Origin of the sequence: Hyella patelloides LEGE 07179 (genome assembly GCF_900659865.1) — a bacterium.
In the GTDB taxonomy this organism is placed as follows: domain Bacteria; phylum Cyanobacteriota; class Cyanobacteriia; order Cyanobacteriales; family Xenococcaceae; genus Hyella; species Hyella patelloides.
In genome coordinates this window covers 1-18,739 of the sequence record NZ_LR213903.1, presented here as the reverse complement: position 1 = coordinate 18,739, position 18,739 = coordinate 1, and the positions used below count along the sequence as shown (strand labels likewise).

Below are 18,739 nucleotides of genomic sequence, written 5' to 3'. Positions count from 1 at the left end.
GCACATCTCGGTTTGGATTTGTCTATACCTGATAATATTATTTTGTTATTTCAACCTCCTTACTGTCAGTAACGTTAATCCGATTGAAAGATTGTGGAAAGAAGTCAAAAAATTCTTGAAAAATAAAGTCTTTGATTCCCTAGATTTTTTAAGAAGAAAACTAGCAAATATCTTAGCTGAATTTACTCAAGCAGATATCGCTTCCATTACGGGATTTGATTTCATTCTCGATGCATTATCTGTAGCTGGACTTTAGGAAATTGGTATAATTTAGCTGAATTTTAATAAGTGGACATGATGAAACTGAACCATATTAAAAAATGCTATCCAAATTAAAATCCTCTGATACCAAATCCGAATTACATACCCAGTTTATAGATGAAACCGTTAAATTCTGTAGTGACGTTCCATGGAACGTCACTACAATAGTTATTTATTGGGGGTTTCACTAAACGAAACGGATTTGGTATGACTCCTGATTCCTAAGTTTTACAGTTAACTCCAGTTAGCCTTACCTACTTAGGTGAGATTTTTCTTTTGCAATAACTGATAAACTCTGATTCCCCCAGTAGTAAAAGCGATCGCCACCAACCCAGGAATCCAAGCTAACCAACCACCTTGAGCCATAATTAACCAACAAACACCAGATAAAATAATTACACAGCTACCTATTCCGATGTTGCGATCGAGATAGTTGCGTCCCATCCAAATGACTAACGCACTGCTAGTTGACCAAAAACCAATCCATAACCAATCCCCCCATAGAGGTAACCACCAAATAAGCGGGCGATCGTCTTCTACATGACTAATTAATTGACTAACTACGTGAGCGTGCAGATTTAGACCTCTAGTTTTACCGATCGCAGTATCATGAACATCGGGGACTGATTTTGCAGTAACTCCTATGATAACTATGCGATCTCTAATCCAATCAGGATCGAAAGTGTCTTTTGATTCTAAAATATCGCTAATGGATACTTGTTGCGCTATTTGGGGTGTGCGACGATAGGAAATAAGTAATTGATTACCGCGATCGTCTAAACTTTGATAACCCGCGCTACGATTGGTTAATCTAGCGATAATTTGCGAGCCAAATTGCCAATTTCGATCCGAAGTTGTGACGGGGATATCTTTACTTTGTAAATAACGATATGCTAATTGCCAGGCAAAGGAATAATCGGTATTGCAATAGGTAGTGTTTGCTAAAGGATTGGGACTGCGAGAGAGTAAATAACGACGCACGTTATCATCTGCGCCTTTAGTAATTTGATTATCGTCGTAAATATTAACAAAACCTACTTGTTCATCTAGGCTAGCTTGGGGAGGAGAAACGCTATTTTCCAGGGTATCCCCCATACAGACAGCTATTATATTAGACTGCTGCCAATGTTTGGTTAGTTTTGAGTTATTATTGGCGTTAGCTTCTAAAATAGGGCGATCGCGAAAAATATCAATGCCAATTACTGTGGGTTGATGCTGTTGTAGTTTAGCGATTAATTCTGCCAAAACATTATCGGGAAGAGGAAAGCCATATTTGTCGCTACCGATATCCCTTTCATCGGCACTGACAATTAGAATACGACGATCGCTTTCTTCGGCGGGTAATTTTTGACTCAGATAATCAAAAGCCTGTAGTTCCCAAGTTTGCAAGATTCCTAATGTTCTCAAGCCAATAACTGTTATAGTTGCGATCGCACTACTGACTAATGCCAAAGAAAGTTTGATTTTAGAGGAAGAAGCCTTTTGATGTGGTTTATTTTCTGTAATTAATTGTTGCCAAGTGGGAGGAATTTCCCCAGGATTTTGCACTATTAGAGGTAGCCAAGAAGCGCAGGGATATCTATCTTCTAATCCTTGTAATTTTGCTCTGGATTCTTTGACTGCTAAGTAAAAACTTTCTCCTCTAGCGTAAGCGGTTAAAAAATATTTGAGAAATTCTTGAGCTACTTTATCTGGTACTGGTTCGCGCATCACCAGAATTTGCGGTATTTTTAAATCGGTTAATTCTTGAGCTAACCCTAAACCATCACAGGAGTTGAATATTGCTATTTTTAAACCTTTGACTACTGCTTTTTTCAGAGCATATTTTAATTCATTAGTAGTTAAACTATCTTGTTGATTGAGATAAATACAGCCCGTTTTTTTATTGCGATCGCTATTACTATGTCCTGCAAAAAAAAGAATATCCCAGCCATCAGTATGCCATAATTGTTCGGTTACTTCTTGTCTTGTGGGTTCGACTAATAAGGTTACTGAACTATTGGGTAATTGTTCTAATAAATAGCGATCTTGTTTGGTATCGATTCCTTGACTATTACCAATAATGGCTAAAATTCTGACTTGGGTTCGGAAGCTCGTTAAACTAACTGTTTCTTTTTCATAATTAGCACTACTAATCGCGATTTCTGCTTGCGAATAGGGTTCAAACCAATTAACTAAATGCCAAGGTAAACATTGTAATTGAGTATTTTCTGTTTGAATAAGAATTCTAATTTCGTTATTGGGATTTAGTTTAGCTAAAAACTTTTCTTTGAGAGGGCGAAAACTATCAGTATCTAGCCAATGATTAAAGCTAGTGAGCAATTGATGGGAAGCGCGATCGCAATTTTCAGCATAGGAATAATTAGAAACAAATACTTTTTTCGCTTCTAATCTAGTAGAAATATCTAAATTCAAATAAGAAGTTTGCCATAAATTATATTGTTGAGGAATATGTGGTGCTGGTGGTAGTTCAGCATTAATTTCCAATTCAGGAGAGAAACCTGCTTGACTAATTAGTAAGATAACAGGAAAACCTTTAGTAAAACTCCCTTTACTTATTTTTAAAGTAACTATATACATTTATCAGTTACGCCGAAAGACATAAAATAATTAATTTTTTTAGTCAATTAATAGCTATTAGTTAGTAGTTAATGGCTCGTTATCAATCATTACTCATTACTTGTTTCTACTCTTTTTTAAAGTTTAAATTGCTCTGAAAATTTTACATCACCCAAAGTAATTTCTACTGTAAAAACTTCTTCTGCTTGCCCACTAAATTGTAGTTGAACATAGTTATCTCTATTTCTAGCTTGAGCTTGCATAAAAACTTCCCCTGATGACTCTAAAACTTGTAACTTTAGGCTTTCTGGTAAATAAATATCATTAGAGCTAGAATGTACTTGCAAAGTAACAGCAATGCTTTCGCTTTCTTCTGGTTTTATTTCGAGCAATAATACTACATTGCGATTATTAAATTGAAGTCCTAAATTGATTAACTTAGCTCTACTCACACTATTATTGACGATCTGCGATTCGGATACAGTTGGCTCTAATAATTCCACACTTCTAAACCCAAAAGCTGGCGTTAATTGCTCTGGAGTTAATAAATTTTCTACCGTTTGCCATCCTGTTTCAAAAATATTGTTAAACCACTGACCTAAATTGATGAGAGAATTATCATCAGTAGATTCTTGGGATTCTAGTAATTCATGGATGCGATCGATTAAAGCTTCTGGTGGTTTAAGATCGTTTAATGGCAACTCTTCTGTCGAAACTTGAAGTATGAAGCCTAAGATATCTGCTTTTTTTAACGAATCATCAATTTGCACCACTACATAGCCAATACGTAAATCCCAAACCTCAAGAGGAATTTGACAGCTAGATGCAGCACTTTTAACGGGACGACATTCTAATTTGCCGACTCCTGGTATTTCCAAATCTGCGGTATTGTTACATAGTTGCATTACAGGATTCCAACTATCACTATGGGCTAAGTCTGTATGTATACCCAACATACTTAAATAGTTATTTACTACCGATACTGCTATGGTATTCAGCAAAATTTGTTCCGCCTTTTCCTTTGTCGGCTGTTGTGCAGCAAATTGGCTTCCTGTATGGCGTATTTCTGCCGTAATCGGTAAAGAAACCGCAAAATTGTCTATTTTTGGAGATTTAGAAGTCATGATCTTTACTTTAAACATATCCTTGAGATTTACTAAACTCTCGTAGTAATGGCTTACATTTACGTTGATAAAAACTGCTTAATGTTCCTGCTGATACACCATACTCTGCTGCTAACTGTTTCCAAGGAGTTTCAGGAGGTAATCGGCTCAAAATTAGGGTTTGTGCAGTAATTTGAGGATGATTTTCTACATAAATTTGACGTAACTTATTTTGAGAATCGGCTAAAACCCATTGTTCGATTTCTTCTAACAAAGGAGGAATACTAGATTTAGCTGGTAAATTATCTACTGGATCGATAATTTTATTATCATTACTTACTCGGACAGATACTTTTTGCTGATTCTGCTTTACTGTTTTGATATAACCGTCTTTAAGTCGCCACCTAAGATAATTATTTAACCAAGTAACAACACCAGCCTTATCAGGATCGTAAACTTTACCAGAATTGCCTTCGCAGATATTCTGACAAAAATAAATCCAGGTTTCTTGTAGTGCATCCTCATAATATGGAGTACTTTCACGCCACAATTGACTATCAACTAATCTAATAATTTGCGTCAAATTTTGCTGGCGTTCTTTGCTACCAGGAGAATGTCTGCAAGCTTCGTTCACAAGCTGTAATAAGAATTGCGCTGAGCTTTTCATCTATCAAAGAATGTTACTGAATATGACTGCACTATAATTAATATTGTCATTAATTATTGTCTTAATTTTGAGATAACAGTACAAAGTAATCCTTGATTTTTAATTTTTAACAAAATATTTTAATTCAATAGGCTTACATTTAACTCATCAACCCTCAAGAAATAATTTATGCGAAGCGTAATAAAAATTTACAAAATATTTTGCATAGCAAAGTAGAGACTGCTTTGATGAAAGATTTTTTCAGCTAATTAAAGACCAAGGAACAATTGCCAGAAATATGACTATATGTGCAGCTATAGTAGTAGTCTGATCTCCAGTATTAGGATCGTCAGCCGATAAAGACAAGACAGATAGTTCAAAGGGCTACCTACAAACAAAATTAGGGTAGCAAGTATGTTTGTGTTTGCTACTCATAAACTAAATGTTAAAACCCGTACATAGATATTAGATATTTATACCTAAAATTATCGGACAAGATTCATTGGCAGGTACTACTTTTGATTTTTGATTCTACAATGGCATAGTATTTCACATCGCAAGCCACCTTTATTTATCAATATCAATTACTATAGCGATCGCATATAGTTTGATGTTCTATTTGATGCTCAGAACAGTTAGTAACAATTTCTAAACGTACTTTAACACTATTTGCCGAAGCAGTTTTGGCGATCGCATATAACAATTTTTGTGCTGTTTGTGGATTGAGAAAACCACTTTTGGTAATATGAAGACTATCGGTATCGCTTAATTCTTCATACTTAAAACCGTTAACTTTTTCTTCTTTAATTACTACTTCTATTAGTTGTTCTAGTTGTTCGGTATTTTTGTCAATTTGTTCGACGATTAATTTTTCTCTTCTAACAGGTATTTCGATCATTTTTGTTTCTACCTGTTTACGAACGACAACTTCTCCTATCTTTTGCTGGCGACGATCTACTTTTAACTTTTCTTCTAGTAGAACAAATTGCTGAGATTCTTTGACTTCTGGTATTTGATGATTGGGTTGCGAAACAAGATCGACTTCAGACGAATCTGGAGAAGGTTTTGCTACCGCTTTGTTATCGCTTTGGTTGCTACTTTCACTCAAAGTCATTTACTTAATTAGTATTTTTATTAGTTACGCTTTCAAATAAGTACAGGTAGAGCAATTTACCCTACCTGGTTATATATTACGTTAATGTTTAAAAGGGGACAAAATTAGACATTGCGATTGGGATCGAGATCGCGATTTACTACTGCTTTACCATCGGTTTCGATATCTAATTCTTCACGGCGTACTGTCTCTTTGGCAGATACAGTATCTCGTTCTACTTCTTTGCGAACGCTTACTTCTTCTCGTACAAAAGCCTGTTTTTTAATGTCGGCTGTTTCTTCGTACACTTCCATTCTGGCAACTTCGCCTTCATTAAAAGCAGTTGCACCAGGAGTAACTGCTTTATAGTCAGTAGGGTTGCTGCGTTCAACAACGATTCTTTCTTTCTCCACAGGGACGGAAACCTTTGCGGTTTGAGTTTCTACTTTCTTTCCTACGGTTACTGTACCAGCAAGAAAGCGGTCTTTGTTAGCTACTAGACGCTCTTCGTAAAGCTTGAGAGTTTGGTTTTCCTCCAAGTTTTGATGACCATAAAGGCTGGGTTCATTATCGTAGGTATAGGAGTCTCTATCGTATCTTCCAGTTGCTCCTGTACCCACAGTGCTAACAGTGTCGTGTTCTGCGCCACGATAAACTGTTCTAACTTGTTCTTCATAATCATAGTCGATAGTCATATCGTCACTATATTCAGGAAGATGTTCTGCTTGTTCTTTAGTTAAACCAGTAACATAAACTCGTTCCTGACCATAATCAACTTTTGCTCTACCTACTGGTAATAAAACTTTTTTGCCAAAAATCCAAAAACCAGTGTCCAGTACTAAATAGCGAAAACGTCCAGTTTCATCGACGATGATATCGTAAACTGAACCAATTTTATCGTTACTATAGTCATAAACAGTAAAGCTTTTAATATCTTCTCCACCAAAAACATCTTGTTTGTAATTAGGATATAAATCTGCAATTTTAACTAAAGCCATAAGTTGTAATGCCTCAAATATTTTTTTGTTTCTTGATGTCTTTAGCTTATTGAAATTTTTTTTTTGATACTTCTAGCTTTCGTTATAGATATGAGTATCACCTTGTATATCTTAAGGTATACAAGTCTTTTTTTTTACTGAAAAAAGAAGTAATCTACAACTTATGATGGTAGCGAATAATATTTAAGTTAAAATTTGCCAGTGAGAAAACAAAATAACAATAGTCAACCTAATATTCGTGGAGACGGTTGGCGAGGAGAGATCGAAGAAATTATTAGTGGAGCTTCGGGAGGATTTCTGTTTGGAATCCCTCTACTGTATACGATGGAAGTATGGTTTATCGGCTCTTATGTGCAACCGCCAGTTTTGTTGTGCATTCTGGGCGTTACTTTTGTAATTATTTTACTACTAAATCGTATAGAAGGTTTTCGTCCTCAAGAAAGCGAAACGTTGTTCGGAGCTATTGCAGAGACTTTTGAAACCATTGCAATCGGGATGACTTGCGCCATGTTGATGTTAGTTATCTTGCAACGAATCGATGTGCAAACTCCCTTAACTGAAATACTGGGCAAAATAGTTTTTGAAGGTGTACCATTTTCACTAGGGGTAGCTTTTTCGCGTTCTCTTCTGAGTGGTGATGCAGAGGTCAGTTTTAAAAATCGCAATCAAACAGAGTCTCGATATTCTGGTAAGCACAAAATAATTTGGCAAGACACTTTAGCCGATTTCGTCGCGACTTTAATTGGTGCTTTATTCATTGCTTTTAGTATTGCTCCTACTGATGAGGTGGTAGTATTAGCTGCTTCGGCTTCTCCTTTATGGCTACTAATTATTATCGCTGCTTCTATGCTAATTTCCTATGGTATCGTGTTTGCTGCTAGCTTCACTAACTATAGCGAGCGTCGTCAACAGCAAGGGCTTTTTCAATCTCCTCAAAGTGAAACCGCGCTCTCTTATCTTATTTCTTTAGTGGCTGGATTGCTTATGTTGTGGTTTTTTCAGAAAGTAAGTTTAAACGATCCTTGGTTTATCTGGTTACGCTACGGTATAGTACTATCCTTACCAGCTAGCATAGGCGGTGCAGCAGGGCGTTTAGCAGTATGAAGCAGCAAAAGCCACAAAATTCCTCGCAGCGTTCTTTTGTTGAAAAAGTTAGCCTAACGATTTCACTCTCTATTGTTAGCTTGATAGTGGTTTTGGTTTGTTACACTTGGTTCACAGGAGACAATAATCCACCTGTTTTATCTGTAGTTACGGCAACTGAAATTCGAGAAATCGAACAACAATATTATGTACCTTTCACTGTCAGTAACTCTGGAGGAATGACTGCTGAATCTGTAGAAGTAACTGCTAAATTGATTTTAAAAAATGGGGATATCGAAACTGGTAGACAACAAATGGATTTTTTATCTCGTCAGGAACAGAGAAATGGTGAATTTATCTTTGGCAGCAATCCCAAACAAGGAAAGTTAACTGTTAGAGTGGCTAGCTACAGATTGCCATGAATAATCTCGATCTCTCATTGAACATTAAACAGGCAACGTTCAATAAGCAATAAAAGATAAATGTTCAATAAAATAACTCTTTGCTAACTTGTTTTTATTCTTTGATAGCGTGCTTGTACTAATAAGTAGATGGCATAAGCAACTAAACCTGCTGCGGTCAAACCGAGAAAAATTTTTCCAAAAGGTTGTTGAGCAAAAGTTAATAAAATACCGTCTAATCCTTTGACTTTGTCTGGGTTATACTGGTGAGCAGCTTGCAAAATAAAGAAACCCACAGCGATAAAGACAACGCCTCTAGCAGCTATTCCAATACGGCTAATATTAACTAACCAGTCTTGTTGCTGAGAACTTAATTCTGACAAATTGAGCTTTTTGCGAAATTTGGTTTTATAAGCCTGATAGAGTCGCCAACAACCAAGTCCAATAGCCAAAGCCCCAGCTAAACCAACTAACCATCTTCCAAAAGGTTGCTGCATTACCATCGCTGTCCAGTCTTGCTTGGAACTACCACCACCGCTACTAGCTTTACCAGAGCCAATTGCCAATAATCCCGCATTTACAGCGACACCAGTATAAGTCAGTCCGCTAAAAATGTGACCTAATCGAGTAAATATTCCTTTAGCATCAGTTCCTTCGTCTTGAGGATCGTTAATTGCTTGAACAAAACGCCAGATTACATACCCTACCAAACCAAAGGCAATTAAAGCCAGTAAAACTTTTCCAAAAGGTTGAGCAGCGATCGCGTGTAATACTCCTGTCGTGTCAGTGGTTTCACCGCCAGCACTAAATGCTGCTAACAATGCCAAAATACCGATTGCACCGTAAACAAAACCTTTGGCAGCATAACCAAATCTTGCCAGAGTTTCCATATTATAAAACTAATAACTTTGGCTACATTTTAGGTAATTAAAACCAAAGTTTTATCCATCTAAATATGTAAATTATTCTTTTGTTGTTTTGTGTAGTCCCTAATTAATAGTGAATACATTAAGTAATGCAAAGAAAACCAATTTACAAGATTAATGACTGCTTTATTTAGCTCTTTAAACAGCGATCGCTTTTCTGGTTTCAGCTTAGTTTTGAATTAGTCAATGCCAACGCTGAATACAAAGACGGTATTTTGAACATAACTTTACCCAAAGCTGAAGAAGAAAAAAATAAAGTTGTCAAAGTTAATATTGGCTAACGTTTTCTTCTTAAGTATTCGACTTGTTAAGTAGATCGAGGCATTAGATAAGGCAAGTTGAAGCTTTGTAATTGGGTTTCTATTAACTTGCAACAATAGTTTTAGAAACCCAATTTATTTTGATAACCATTAGATTATCCGTTTGCGACGGGACTTGGGACTAAATCTGAGGGGTGCAGCGATCGCTCTAGATTTGGCAGCAGAAATTGCCCAACTCAAAGCCCAGGTAAGAGCTTTACCACAAAAGCAGTTTTAACTAAAAGCTCTGAGCTTTTTTAGTTTAAATGTTACTAGAATAATTACATATCTCATAGGGAGAACTGACCATGACTGAAACTAACAATAATCCTGACACTAAAGAAACAACCATCGTTCCTGTAAGTTCCGAAACTAATGCGTTAGTCGAGCAAGAAATGGCAGGGGAAAGCGACCAACTCAAAGCAGAAACCAAAGCCTTGGTCGAAGCAATTAGAAAACGAGCGCAGTCGGAAATTGAAAATGCTCAAACTCTAACTCAAGATGCCTATCTTAATGCTGTCCGCAGTGCCAGGGAAGCAATCGAGCAAAACCAACTACTCGACCCCAAACGGATCGAACATTCAGTGGAAATGATTCAAAGGGATGCCCAAGAAAATTGGCAAAAAACTGTTGATGAAATTACTACTTTAGGCGATCGCCTCCAGGAAGCTGCTCAATCCGCATGGGATATCTTAATGGGTAAAGATAATTCTGGAGCGAAATAACTGCCGAACAATCTTAGCAGCAATCGGCAAAAAGAAAGGTCATTTTAAGTCTAGGAATTGTAGTTTGAGGAGGATTGCATTGCTGTGGCTGAGTAGTGGAACGAGCCAAAAACTTTCCTATCAGTCGTCTTCCAAAAGATATTTTAATTCAAAAAAACAACTTTAATTTTTATTTTCCTCTGGCTACTTGGATTCTTATTAGTCTCGGTTTAAGCGCGTTAAGAAAGGCTATGGAAACTAATAACTTGTTAAAAAAACAACAATATCCTTTTTAAACGTATGGTTAAGAGTAACTAACTTGCCAAGAGGCTACAGCTAATTTTGAGACGGGATCTAAAAATCTTTTCGTAATTCATCGATAGTATTGTAGATGAGAACATTTATTGTTGCCTCAACTCATCTGGAACACTACCTATACTAAAGCTTGCACTAGACAAAGAAACAACCAGAAAAACTATTCACCACCAGACAACAAAACTCTGAACCTAGCCGTATTGGTGGCTCTCTGGGACAATGAACTTAAAACCGCAATAGAAATACAGTAATGGTAATCTTTAGCGTTACCATAGCTAGAATGTTCAAACAACTCAAAAATTGGTTGGCTAATCAGCGTAGTTTTTTATTCTCTTGGTACACAAAAGATTCTCAAGAGACTCAAGAACCAGAGCGATCTCTGACTGAACTACCACCAGAAACGAAAAAACAGTTAGTTGATTTAGTTCAAAATTTACCTAACAACCCCATAGAACAAGAAGCAATTTCTGTAAAACTAGATGAGGCTTGGAAACGCTGGCGTGAGGATCCAAATAATGCAAATAACTCGGTTGTAATTTTAAGTAGCCCTATAACTGCGGTGTCTATTATCATCTCAGAGACTATGAAAAAGTGGTCACAGCAAAAACAAATAGACATCAAGCTTTTACCTTTAACAGCTAGACCAACTGAAATCACGGATATTAAAGCCAAATTAGAGCATTTTCTCAAATATAAGTCCGAAAAAGAAAACCATGACGAAAAATCAGTCGAAGTAATGGTAATTCCTAATCTTGGTTGGTGTTTTCTGCGCTCTTTAAATGGTTTAGAAGGCATTGAATATTTGCAATCTTTGTTGTGTCAACATTTTCAACATCGCTTTTGGGTTATCGGTGCAGGTCAGGTAGGCTGGGAATATCTCGACTTGGTGTGTAACCTTTCCGCATATTGTGGAGAGACATTTGTTTTACCAGAAGTTTCACCAGAAAATTTACAAACATGGCTCAATCCTATTGTCGAACAATTAAGTGTTACTTTCGATCGACCTAGAATAGACCAACAACTTTTAAAAAACGACAAAGACGATCAAACCAGATATTTTGAGAGTTTAGCAAATGTTGCTGAAGGAGTTAGCACTATTGCAGTACAGGTTTTTTTAAAGTCTATTTACCAGCAAGTAGAAAATGACGATCAAAACGAAGAAGAACAAGCAAAATCAAAGCCAAACCCTCTAGCAAAGACTCCCCAGTTACCCAATTTACCTTCTATAGATTCGATAGATCGATATATTTTATATTCCCTTTTATTGCACAATGATTTAACAATGTCTGCCTTAGCCGAAAGTTTAGGAGATGGAGAAGGCGAAGTACAAGGTAGAGTGCAAGTATTAAGACGTAAAGGGATAATCGAGCAACAAAATAAAATCTTGAAAATCAATCCTATTCACTATCCTAAACTCAAACAAGAATTAGACAGTAATAATTTTATTATTAGTGGAAATTAGGGAAGAAAGCAAAATGCTGTAATTATCAATGATTAAATTTATGAATATTCAAATCTATTGGTTAGCACAATCTGCAAAAGATGCAGTCAAAGAAACAGCAGAAGATACAAAAGATATTGTTTCTCAAATTACCACAGGAAAAGTCGCTCAAGGAATATTGATTTTATTAACTGCATATACAGTTTTAAGAATATTAGATAAGCTGATTCTTTGGCTATCAGAAAAAATTGCTAAAGAATGGCGGTTACGCGTCAAACAGTTTTTACCCTTCTTACGCATGGTAGTGTTGACCACTACTATTGTAGTGTTAATGAATTTGTTTCTTAACTTATCAAAGGAAAACATTCTTGCAGTAACAGGTACAGTAGCGGTAGCTTTGGGTTTTGCTTTTAAAGACTATGCCAGTTCAATTATTGCAGGTGTAGTAGGTTTATTTGAATCTTCCTATGGAGTAGGCGATCGCGTTAAGATAGGAGAAAATTATGGTGAGGTGGTTAGTTATGGCTTACGCTCCGTCAGAATCCAAACCCCAGACGATAACTTAATTACTATCCCTCACAACAAAATTTGGACAGAAGCAGTTTCTAACGCCAATGCAGGTGCATTAGAAGCACAGGTAGTTACCGAGTTTTATTTTGCTCACGAAATTGATGTCAACTTAGTCAGAAAAATTCTCTATCGTGTAGCCCAAACCAGCAAGTATACAGCTCTCAAGTTACCCATTGTGGTTATTATCGAAGAAAAGCCTTGGGGTACTATGTTTAAACTTAAATCTTATCCCCTCGATGCTAGGGATGAATTTGTTTACAAAACCGATTTGACTTCCAGAGCCAAACAAGCTTTTGCAAAACACAACTTTGCTTATCCTCGTATTTTTGATGTTGAAAGCGCACAATCCAACAAGCAGTAATACCGTTTTTCGCTCATCGATTGTAGACTTAGTTTCAAGCTAAAATTTTTAGTTTCTAGATGCTTTCATCTTACCCTAGAACAAGATCGTTGATTGACCGAGAGGGATGTCGAGGTGTTGACGTTTGAAAACAAAGGTGGGTAAACAATGAAAACTCGCGTTAATATCCAAAAAGGCGATCGTTTTGGATTGCTAATGGTCATATTGGCAGCAATTCTGTGGGGAACCATTGGTCTAGTTGTTCAGGCTATCAGTATAAAGAGAAAAAACCCAGAGATAAAACTATTGCCGAGAAGTTTAATAATTATCGCTTTGCTGATTATAGAGAAGAAATAAGTGAGCTAATTCAAAAAATTTGTGATGTTACTGTGAAGACAATGAAAATTATTGAACAAATGAATAGTAAAAAATAATGATAATTTAGATGGGCATTGCCCACCCTACAATAACTATGAAATGTATAATTTTGTTATCGATCGATCTATCTGATATTGATACTTAAAGTTAAGTTACTCATACCCCAATAATTAAAACAATTATTAAATAATTCATCGCTAGCAGTTCTTAAATCACCATCATCAGAAACGATCCCACCTTTGATTAAAGTCCCTCTGTTTGTTTTCAAATTTAAACGCATTTTGCCATCTTCTTCATGCTGCAAAAATAATTTACCTCTGGCTAAAGTTTGTCCCGCACGACTAATTATTTTACATTCCATAATTTTTATTTTTTCTTTGGTAATCTGAGGGCTTGAGAACTAATAGGACCCAAAATACGATTCAGTTTGCGTAATTGCTCTGCTGTACCCATACAGATTAAGGCATCCCCTTCTAAAATTAGGGTATCTCCCCCAGGACCTGCTATCAAATTACCATCAAAACGGCGGATTGCTAAGACTAATGCTCCAGATTGAGAGCGTAAACCAGCTTCTCTCATGGTTTGGTTGACATAAGGACAAATTTGCTTGTCAATGAGGACTTCTTCCAGATAATAAGAACGATTTGCCCCTGTAATAATACCATCTACAAAGTCCATTACTTGAGGTCTGAGGGCTGCTGCTGCTAGTCTTTTCCCTCCTGTGATATAAGGAGAGATAACTGCGTCTGCGCCTGCTCTTTGAAGTTTTTGTACTGCCTCTTCCGTACTAGCTCTGGCGATCGCTCTTATTTGAGGATTTAAAGTTTTAGCAGACAATACAGTATAAAGATTTTCCGCATCAGAAGGTAATGCCGTAACCAAACAAATCGCTTTTTCGATCTGAGCGCGCTGCAAAATTTCATCTAGGGTAGCATCCCCTAAAATAACGGTATAGCCTAACTGTTTGATTTCTGCTACTTCTTCGAGGTCATCATCGATAATCACAAAGGGAATTCCTTCGGCTGCAAATTCTCGTACTACAGAACTACCAGTACGCCCAAAACCACAGACAATATAATGTTGATCCAGAGATTCGATGGCTTGTTGTTCTTGTCGCATTCTGATTCCTTCTTGAAAATAACCTTGAATAAGGGCTTCGGTAAAACGATTGACAATATAACCAATGGTAAGTAATCCCATCAAGATCAGCCCAATGGTAAAAATACGTCCTCTGTCTCCTAATGGGTTGACCTCCGAAAAACCTACGGTGGAAAGAGTAATAATGGTCATGTAAGCGGATTCTGACAAAGACCATTTTTCAACCAAGTAATACCAGAGAGTTCCTAATAAAACGATTCCACCTAGAGTAATACCTCCAGCGATTAGTTGTTGGCGCAAACGCCCGTATTTTTCCTCAAAGGAATAGTTACGCATTCAGAACTTTTTTATCTATGATTCTTGATAGATGGATTATGTTTGCTAGCTTAACGTGCGACTCGTTTAGTACAAAAGTAGTATAAATACGTGGTACTAACTTGGAGAATTAGATAGAGTCACTTTATCTAAATGAACCATGATAACTGAATATTATGTATAGGTGAGGTAATCCTGTAACAAGGTAGCTAAATAATAATAAAAGCATAAATAACCAAGCCCTATCCTTTCGGTGTTGGAAGTGAAAGCATAACCCCTACGGTAGCGACTGGTCATCAATCCGTAAAGCGGGGTTAAACGGAGTATTAACTGGTAGTCTGAACTGGTTAACTTCTAGCAGGAAACACATGAGTAGAGCGAACGCTCAAAGCACCACAACTACCGTAAAGCAAAAGCAGCTAAATCAGTTCTGTTAAGCTGCTACCAAAAGGTAATGCTGCAAAATGATTAACCTGCGGATGTTAAGCCCCAGGTTGCAACACTAATCGCAGTCGGTAGAAAGGTAATAGTCACAAATATCGTTATGGGAAAACAGCTAAAGCAGTACTGTTAAGCTGTCGCCAAAAGGCAACACTGTATAAGGTTATTTCTTGATAGTGAGACAAGGAATACAACACTAACCACAGTCGGTATAGAGACGCACTCTAAAGGTTTCAAAAACACATAATATTCGGAACGAGGAAACCCTCTAATGACTCTTAATAACAAACTAAGTAGTCAACCAAGACGCAAACTCTCTAGAAATAGAGGTTATTAGAGGAAAAGGATTGAGGAAAAAGCAAATGACCATTCCAGGTAAGAAAATTCTAGGATTCAAAACGCTAATAAAACCTAGTGACGAGAATATAAAACGTCATTACGACAAAATTTCTCAAATCATTAAAAGGTATAATTCAGCAACACAATCGGTTTTAATTACCAAGTTAAACCCAATTATTAGAGGATGGTCTAACTACTACAAAACAGTAGTCAGCAAACGAACATTCACTAACTTAGACAGGTTAATTTACCTTAGAACGCGAATATGGGCAGACAGAAGACACCCAAACAAAAACAAAACCTGGGTCAGTCATAAATATTGGAAATCTATAGGATTAGATAACTGGGTATTTGGAAATGAAGATTATACATTAATCAAACATTCCAAAACAGCCATAACAAGACATACCAAAATCAAAGGGACTAAATCACCTTTTGACGGAGACACTAAATACTGGTCTTCAAGAATGGGTAAACACCCAGAAATGAAAGCAACAGTAGCCAAATTGCTCAAAAAGCAAAAAGGAAAGTGTAATATATGTCGTCTCACCTTTCAAGAAGAAGAGTTAATGGAAATCGACCATATAACACCAAAATACACTGGTGGAAATATAAAAGATAACCTCCAACTCCTCCACCGTCATTGTCATGACATCAAGACAAGAGAAGATTTAAAAGCTATCAAAGCTTATAAGTCTTACAAAGAATGGCAAAAAACTATTAAAAAGTTTAATCAAATAAACTGGCAATGGATAGATGACATTCCCACTCTAGTCAATAGGTACTCATTAAGAGCCTTTGAAGAGAGAAGCCGTGTGAGGTGAAAGTCTCATGCACGGTTTTGAAGACGAGTCGCCTTGGTGACAAGGTGGCTTAGTTTAACTAAATTAAGGTGTAATTTTTGCTTACACATCCCACTCTATCTATATCATTGCAACTGTAGTTAATACCAAACGTAAATACTAAATTTTTCATAGGAGCAATTTGTGAATCAAGCCATTGTCGTTAATAGCCCTTCTATAGATACCAAAGCAGCTTTTGATAGTGACACTTTTAATGCCAGTGTCATGAACACCTACGGGCGTTTTCCCCTAGCAATTGAGAAGGGAGAAGGCTGTCTACTTTGGGATACAGAAGGTAAAGAATATCTAGATTTTGTTGCGGGAATCGCTACCTGCACTTTAGGACACGCCCATCCTGCTTTAATTGAGGCTGTAACGTCTCAAATTAAAAAATTACATCATGTATCTAATCTCTATTACATTCCCGAACAAGGGGAATTAGCACAGTGGTTAGTGGATCATTCCTGCGCCGATAAAGTCTTTTTCTGCAACTCTGGTGCAGAAGCCAATGAAGCTGCGATTAAATTAGTGCGGAAATATGCTCATACTGTTTTAGACTTTTTGGAACAGCCTGTGATTTTAACCGCTAAATCCAGCTTTCACGGACGAACTTTAGCGACAATTACCGCTACAGGACAAGAGAAATATCAAAAAGGTTTTGAACCCCTAGTAGATGGTTTTGCCTATGTCCCCTATAACGATATCACGGCTCTTGAAAATGCGATCGCTGATATTGATGAAGGCAACCGTCGTGTAGCTGCCATTATGATCGAGCCGTTACAGGGAGAAGGCGGTGTTAGACCAGGAGACTTACCATATTTTTTACGTTTAAGAAAGATTTGTGACGAAAATAATATTTTGCTGGTCTTTGATGAAGTACAAGTCGGCATTGGTCGTACGGGAAAGCTTTGGGGTTATGAAAACCTGGGAGTTGAGCCAGATATCTTTACCAGTGCTAAAGGTTTAGCTGGTGGTATTCCTATCGGTGCAATGTTGTGTAAAGACTCCTGTGCGGTGTTTGAACCAGGTAATCACGCTAGTACCTTTGGGGGTAATCCTTTCGTTTGTGCTGCGGGTTTAACCGTCTTACAAACCATCGAACAAGAAAGTATTTTACAAAACGTACAAGCCAGAGGGGAACAATTAAGAGTAAAATTAAGAGCGATCGCTCTTAAGTATCCCGATCTTTTTGTTGATGTACGGGGTTGGGGTTTAATCAACGGTATGGAAATCAATTCTGATGTGGAATTAACTTCTATCGACATTGTTAAAGCAGCAATGTCTGAAGGCTTATTACTCGCTCCTGCGGGGACAAAAGTATTGCGCTTTGTGCCTCCTTTAATTGTTTCCGAAGCAGAAGTTGACAGAGCCAGTGAAATCCTCGAAACAGTTATATCTAAAATAGGTTAGTGGTTAGTTGCTCTTTGTTAGTTGCTCATTGCTCGTTGCAAATTTTACTGATAACTGTATAATCCTCTTCTGTCACTTTCCGATATTTCCTACTAGTAAAAACAAATACTTGATTTTTCATTCGCTATAGAAAGCAAGCAATTTCGAGAGTGAAATTTCATACTCGGAACAATTTTGCCTGGTTCGGGAGGCTGGTGGAATTTTTATTAGTAAATAACATGGCAATCAATTACTAGATAACAATTACAGAATTCACAAATTTCCCAGGTTTTTGGAGTCTGACAGAAGAGGGATAAGGTGACAGTCAAAAAACTGTTACACTCTCCTCACCAGAAAAATCAAATACATAGCAAAATATTTTTCATTGGTGTGAAGAGTGAACTACTAGGAGTCGGCTTTTGGGATCGTAACTAGGTAAGAACCCCAAAAGCTAAGCTCTTGGTAAATAAAAGCATACAAATTGAAGAGGACATTTCGCTGGTATATCAGTAAATTAAATAACTGATGTTACGCACTCTTGAGTAAATGTAATCCACACATAGCTTGCTGCAAAGCTTTAACATAAATACGATTTCTCAAAGCAAAATGATTAATCTTATGTTTTACAGCGATTTTCAAATGAATAGACCACAATGTTCAAACCATCCAACAGCATCATCGTCAGAAATTTGATGATTGATAATTTCAGTTAAAGCTTGATTAATGACTTCGGTTGTTCTAGCTTTAGCAGTACGCAAGCATTGTTTTAACTTTGACCAACACAGTTCAATAGGTGAGAGATCGGGAGAATAAGGAGGTAAAAAAATTACCTCTGCACCTACTGTTCGTATCATTTCCCTTATTTTGCTTGCTGCTCGGTGCGCGTTCCCTTGCCCTAAAGGATTCCCTTCGGTCACCCTAACTCTCTTCTGTCAAAGTAGGTAAGATAAAATAAGAAAAAAAGCTTGAAACCCAGACAGAGAGAATGGTTAAGCCTCGTTCACCTCGACCAACAGTTCAATGTGTAGATACTTATTGTGAATTATATAGGGTTTGCTGAAAAAGTAAGCGAAAAAATTTACAAGAATCAGCTTGTTTAAATGATAAGTTTTTATGTCAGTAAGTATGCTCAAATATTAGCTTTAATAATATAAAAGTCAGTAATTCAGCCTAATTTATAGGTATTCAGAAATAAAGA

At 36.9% G+C, this 18,739-nt stretch carries 19 protein-coding genes and 3 pseudogenes; 13 read left to right on the top strand and 9 right to left on the bottom strand.

Going from position 1 to position 18,739, the window contains the following annotated elements:
- Window positions 1–256 (top strand): annotated as a pseudogene (locus H1P_RS37545) (hypothetical protein); the annotation flags it as partial.
- Between the two features lie 263 nt (window positions 257–519).
- On the opposite strand, the gene H1P_RS19730 reads toward H1P_RS37545, so the two are convergent.
- From H1P_RS19730 to H1P_RS19710, 5 genes are all read right to left on the bottom strand, one after another.
- Window positions 520–2,841, bottom strand: a complete 2,322-nt coding sequence (locus tag H1P_RS19730) for a CHASE2 domain-containing protein (protein WP_144870530.1) — start codon at window positions 2,839–2,841, stop codon at window positions 520–522.
- Between the two features lie 116 nt (window positions 2,842–2,957).
- Window positions 2,958–3,944 carry a DUF1822 family protein gene (locus tag H1P_RS19725; protein WP_144870528.1) on the bottom strand — a complete coding sequence of 329 codons (987 nt, stop codon included), beginning with the start codon at window positions 3,942–3,944 and terminating at the stop codon, window positions 2,958–2,960.
- Between the two features lie 10 nt (window positions 3,945–3,954).
- Window positions 3,955–4,557: a sigma-70 family RNA polymerase sigma factor gene (locus H1P_RS19720; RefSeq protein ID WP_222427134.1), complete on the bottom strand. Its 603-nt coding sequence runs from the start codon at window positions 4,555–4,557 to the stop codon at window positions 3,955–3,957.
- A gap of 592 nt (window positions 4,558–5,149) precedes the next feature.
- A complete protein-coding gene (locus tag H1P_RS19715; protein ID WP_144870523.1) occupies window positions 5,150–5,683 on the bottom strand; it encodes a DUF2382 domain-containing protein in 534 nt (177 codons plus the stop codon).
- Window positions 5,684–5,787: 104 nt separating this feature from the next.
- Window positions 5,788–6,660, bottom strand: coding sequence for a DUF2382 domain-containing protein (locus H1P_RS19710; RefSeq protein ID WP_144870521.1), 873 nt, complete (start codon window positions 6,658–6,660; stop codon window positions 5,788–5,790).
- Window positions 6,661–6,861: 201 nt separating this feature from the next.
- Here H1P_RS19710 and H1P_RS19705 point away from each other — a divergent pair, with 201 nt between their 5' ends.
- On the top strand, window positions 6,862–7,764 hold the full coding sequence (locus H1P_RS19705) for a TIGR02587 family membrane protein (protein WP_246141829.1): 903 nt from the start codon (window positions 6,862–6,864) through the stop codon (window positions 7,762–7,764).
- On the top strand, window positions 7,761–8,165 hold the full coding sequence (locus H1P_RS19700; protein WP_144870519.1) for a TIGR02588 family protein: 405 nt from the start codon (window positions 7,761–7,763) through the stop codon (window positions 8,163–8,165). Before H1P_RS19705 ends, H1P_RS19700 begins: the two co-directional genes overlap by 4 nt.
- Before the next feature lie 83 nt (window positions 8,166–8,248).
- Here H1P_RS19700 and H1P_RS19695 read toward each other — a convergent pair whose 3' ends face one another.
- Complete coding sequence (locus tag H1P_RS19695; protein ID WP_144870518.1) at window positions 8,249–9,034, bottom strand: DUF1206 domain-containing protein; 786 nt, start codon at window positions 9,032–9,034, stop codon at window positions 8,249–8,251.
- Between the two features lie 221 nt (window positions 9,035–9,255).
- Between H1P_RS19695 and H1P_RS19690 the strand changes: the two are divergent.
- The 8 genes and pseudogenes from H1P_RS19690 to H1P_RS36290 all read left to right on the top strand — a co-directional run.
- Window positions 9,256–9,351, top strand: a pseudogene (locus tag H1P_RS19690) (Hsp20 family protein); the annotation flags it as partial.
- A gap of 133 nt (window positions 9,352–9,484) precedes the next feature.
- Window positions 9,485–9,607, top strand: a pseudogene (locus H1P_RS19685) (chaperone modulator CbpM); the annotation flags it as partial.
- A gap of 70 nt (window positions 9,608–9,677) precedes the next feature.
- On the top strand, window positions 9,678–10,094 hold the full coding sequence (locus tag H1P_RS19680) for a hypothetical protein (RefSeq protein WP_144870516.1): 417 nt from the start codon (window positions 9,678–9,680) through the stop codon (window positions 10,092–10,094).
- A 95-nt stretch (window positions 10,095–10,189) separates the two neighbouring features.
- Window positions 10,190–10,369 (top strand): DUF2905 domain-containing protein, encoded by a 180-nt coding sequence (locus H1P_RS19675; RefSeq protein ID WP_222427132.1) that lies wholly within the window; start codon window positions 10,190–10,192, stop codon window positions 10,367–10,369.
- A gap of 111 nt (window positions 10,370–10,480) precedes the next feature.
- Window positions 10,481–10,639, top strand: a complete 159-nt coding sequence (locus H1P_RS36295) for a hypothetical protein (protein WP_186376047.1) — start codon at window positions 10,481–10,483, stop codon at window positions 10,637–10,639.
- The gene (locus H1P_RS19670) at window positions 10,639–11,850 is read left to right on the top strand and encodes a hypothetical protein (protein WP_246141826.1); all 1,212 of its coding nucleotides are present in this window, start codon (window positions 10,639–10,641) and stop codon (window positions 11,848–11,850) included. Before H1P_RS36295 ends, H1P_RS19670 begins: the two co-directional genes overlap by 1 nt.
- 40 nt (window positions 11,851–11,890) lie before the next feature.
- Window positions 11,891–12,760, top strand: coding sequence for a mechanosensitive ion channel family protein (locus H1P_RS19665; RefSeq protein ID WP_144870514.1), 870 nt, complete (start codon window positions 11,891–11,893; stop codon window positions 12,758–12,760).
- 147 nt (window positions 12,761–12,907) lie between these two features.
- A complete protein-coding gene (locus H1P_RS36290; protein WP_186376046.1) occupies window positions 12,908–13,096 on the top strand; it encodes a hypothetical protein in 189 nt (62 codons plus the stop codon).
- 145 nt (window positions 13,097–13,241) lie between these two features.
- On the opposite strand, the gene H1P_RS19655 is transcribed toward H1P_RS36290, so the two are convergent.
- A complete protein-coding gene (locus H1P_RS19655; protein ID WP_144870510.1) occupies window positions 13,242–13,478 on the bottom strand; it encodes a hypothetical protein in 237 nt (78 codons plus the stop codon).
- 5 nt (window positions 13,479–13,483) lie between these two features.
- Complete coding sequence (locus H1P_RS19650; RefSeq protein ID WP_144870508.1) at window positions 13,484–14,551, bottom strand: potassium channel family protein; 1,068 nt, start codon at window positions 14,549–14,551, stop codon at window positions 13,484–13,486.
- A gap of 782 nt (window positions 14,552–15,333) precedes the next feature.
- Between H1P_RS19650 and H1P_RS19645 the strand changes: the two genes are divergently transcribed.
- Window positions 15,334–16,134: a group II intron maturase-specific domain-containing protein gene (locus H1P_RS19645; protein WP_144870506.1), complete on the top strand. Its 801-nt coding sequence runs from the start codon at window positions 15,334–15,336 to the stop codon at window positions 16,132–16,134.
- Window positions 16,135–16,296: 162 nt separating this feature from the next.
- Window positions 16,297–17,562 carry an aspartate aminotransferase family protein gene (locus H1P_RS19640; protein ID WP_144870504.1) on the top strand — a complete coding sequence of 422 codons (1,266 nt, stop codon included), beginning with the start codon at window positions 16,297–16,299 and terminating at the stop codon, window positions 17,560–17,562.
- A 614-nt stretch (window positions 17,563–18,176) separates the two neighbouring features.
- On the opposite strand, the gene H1P_RS19635 is transcribed toward H1P_RS19640, so the two are convergent.
- Complete coding sequence (locus H1P_RS19635) at window positions 18,177–18,458, bottom strand: transposase (RefSeq protein WP_281291195.1); 282 nt, start codon at window positions 18,456–18,458, stop codon at window positions 18,177–18,179.
- Window positions 18,459–18,739 lie beyond the last annotated feature (281 nt).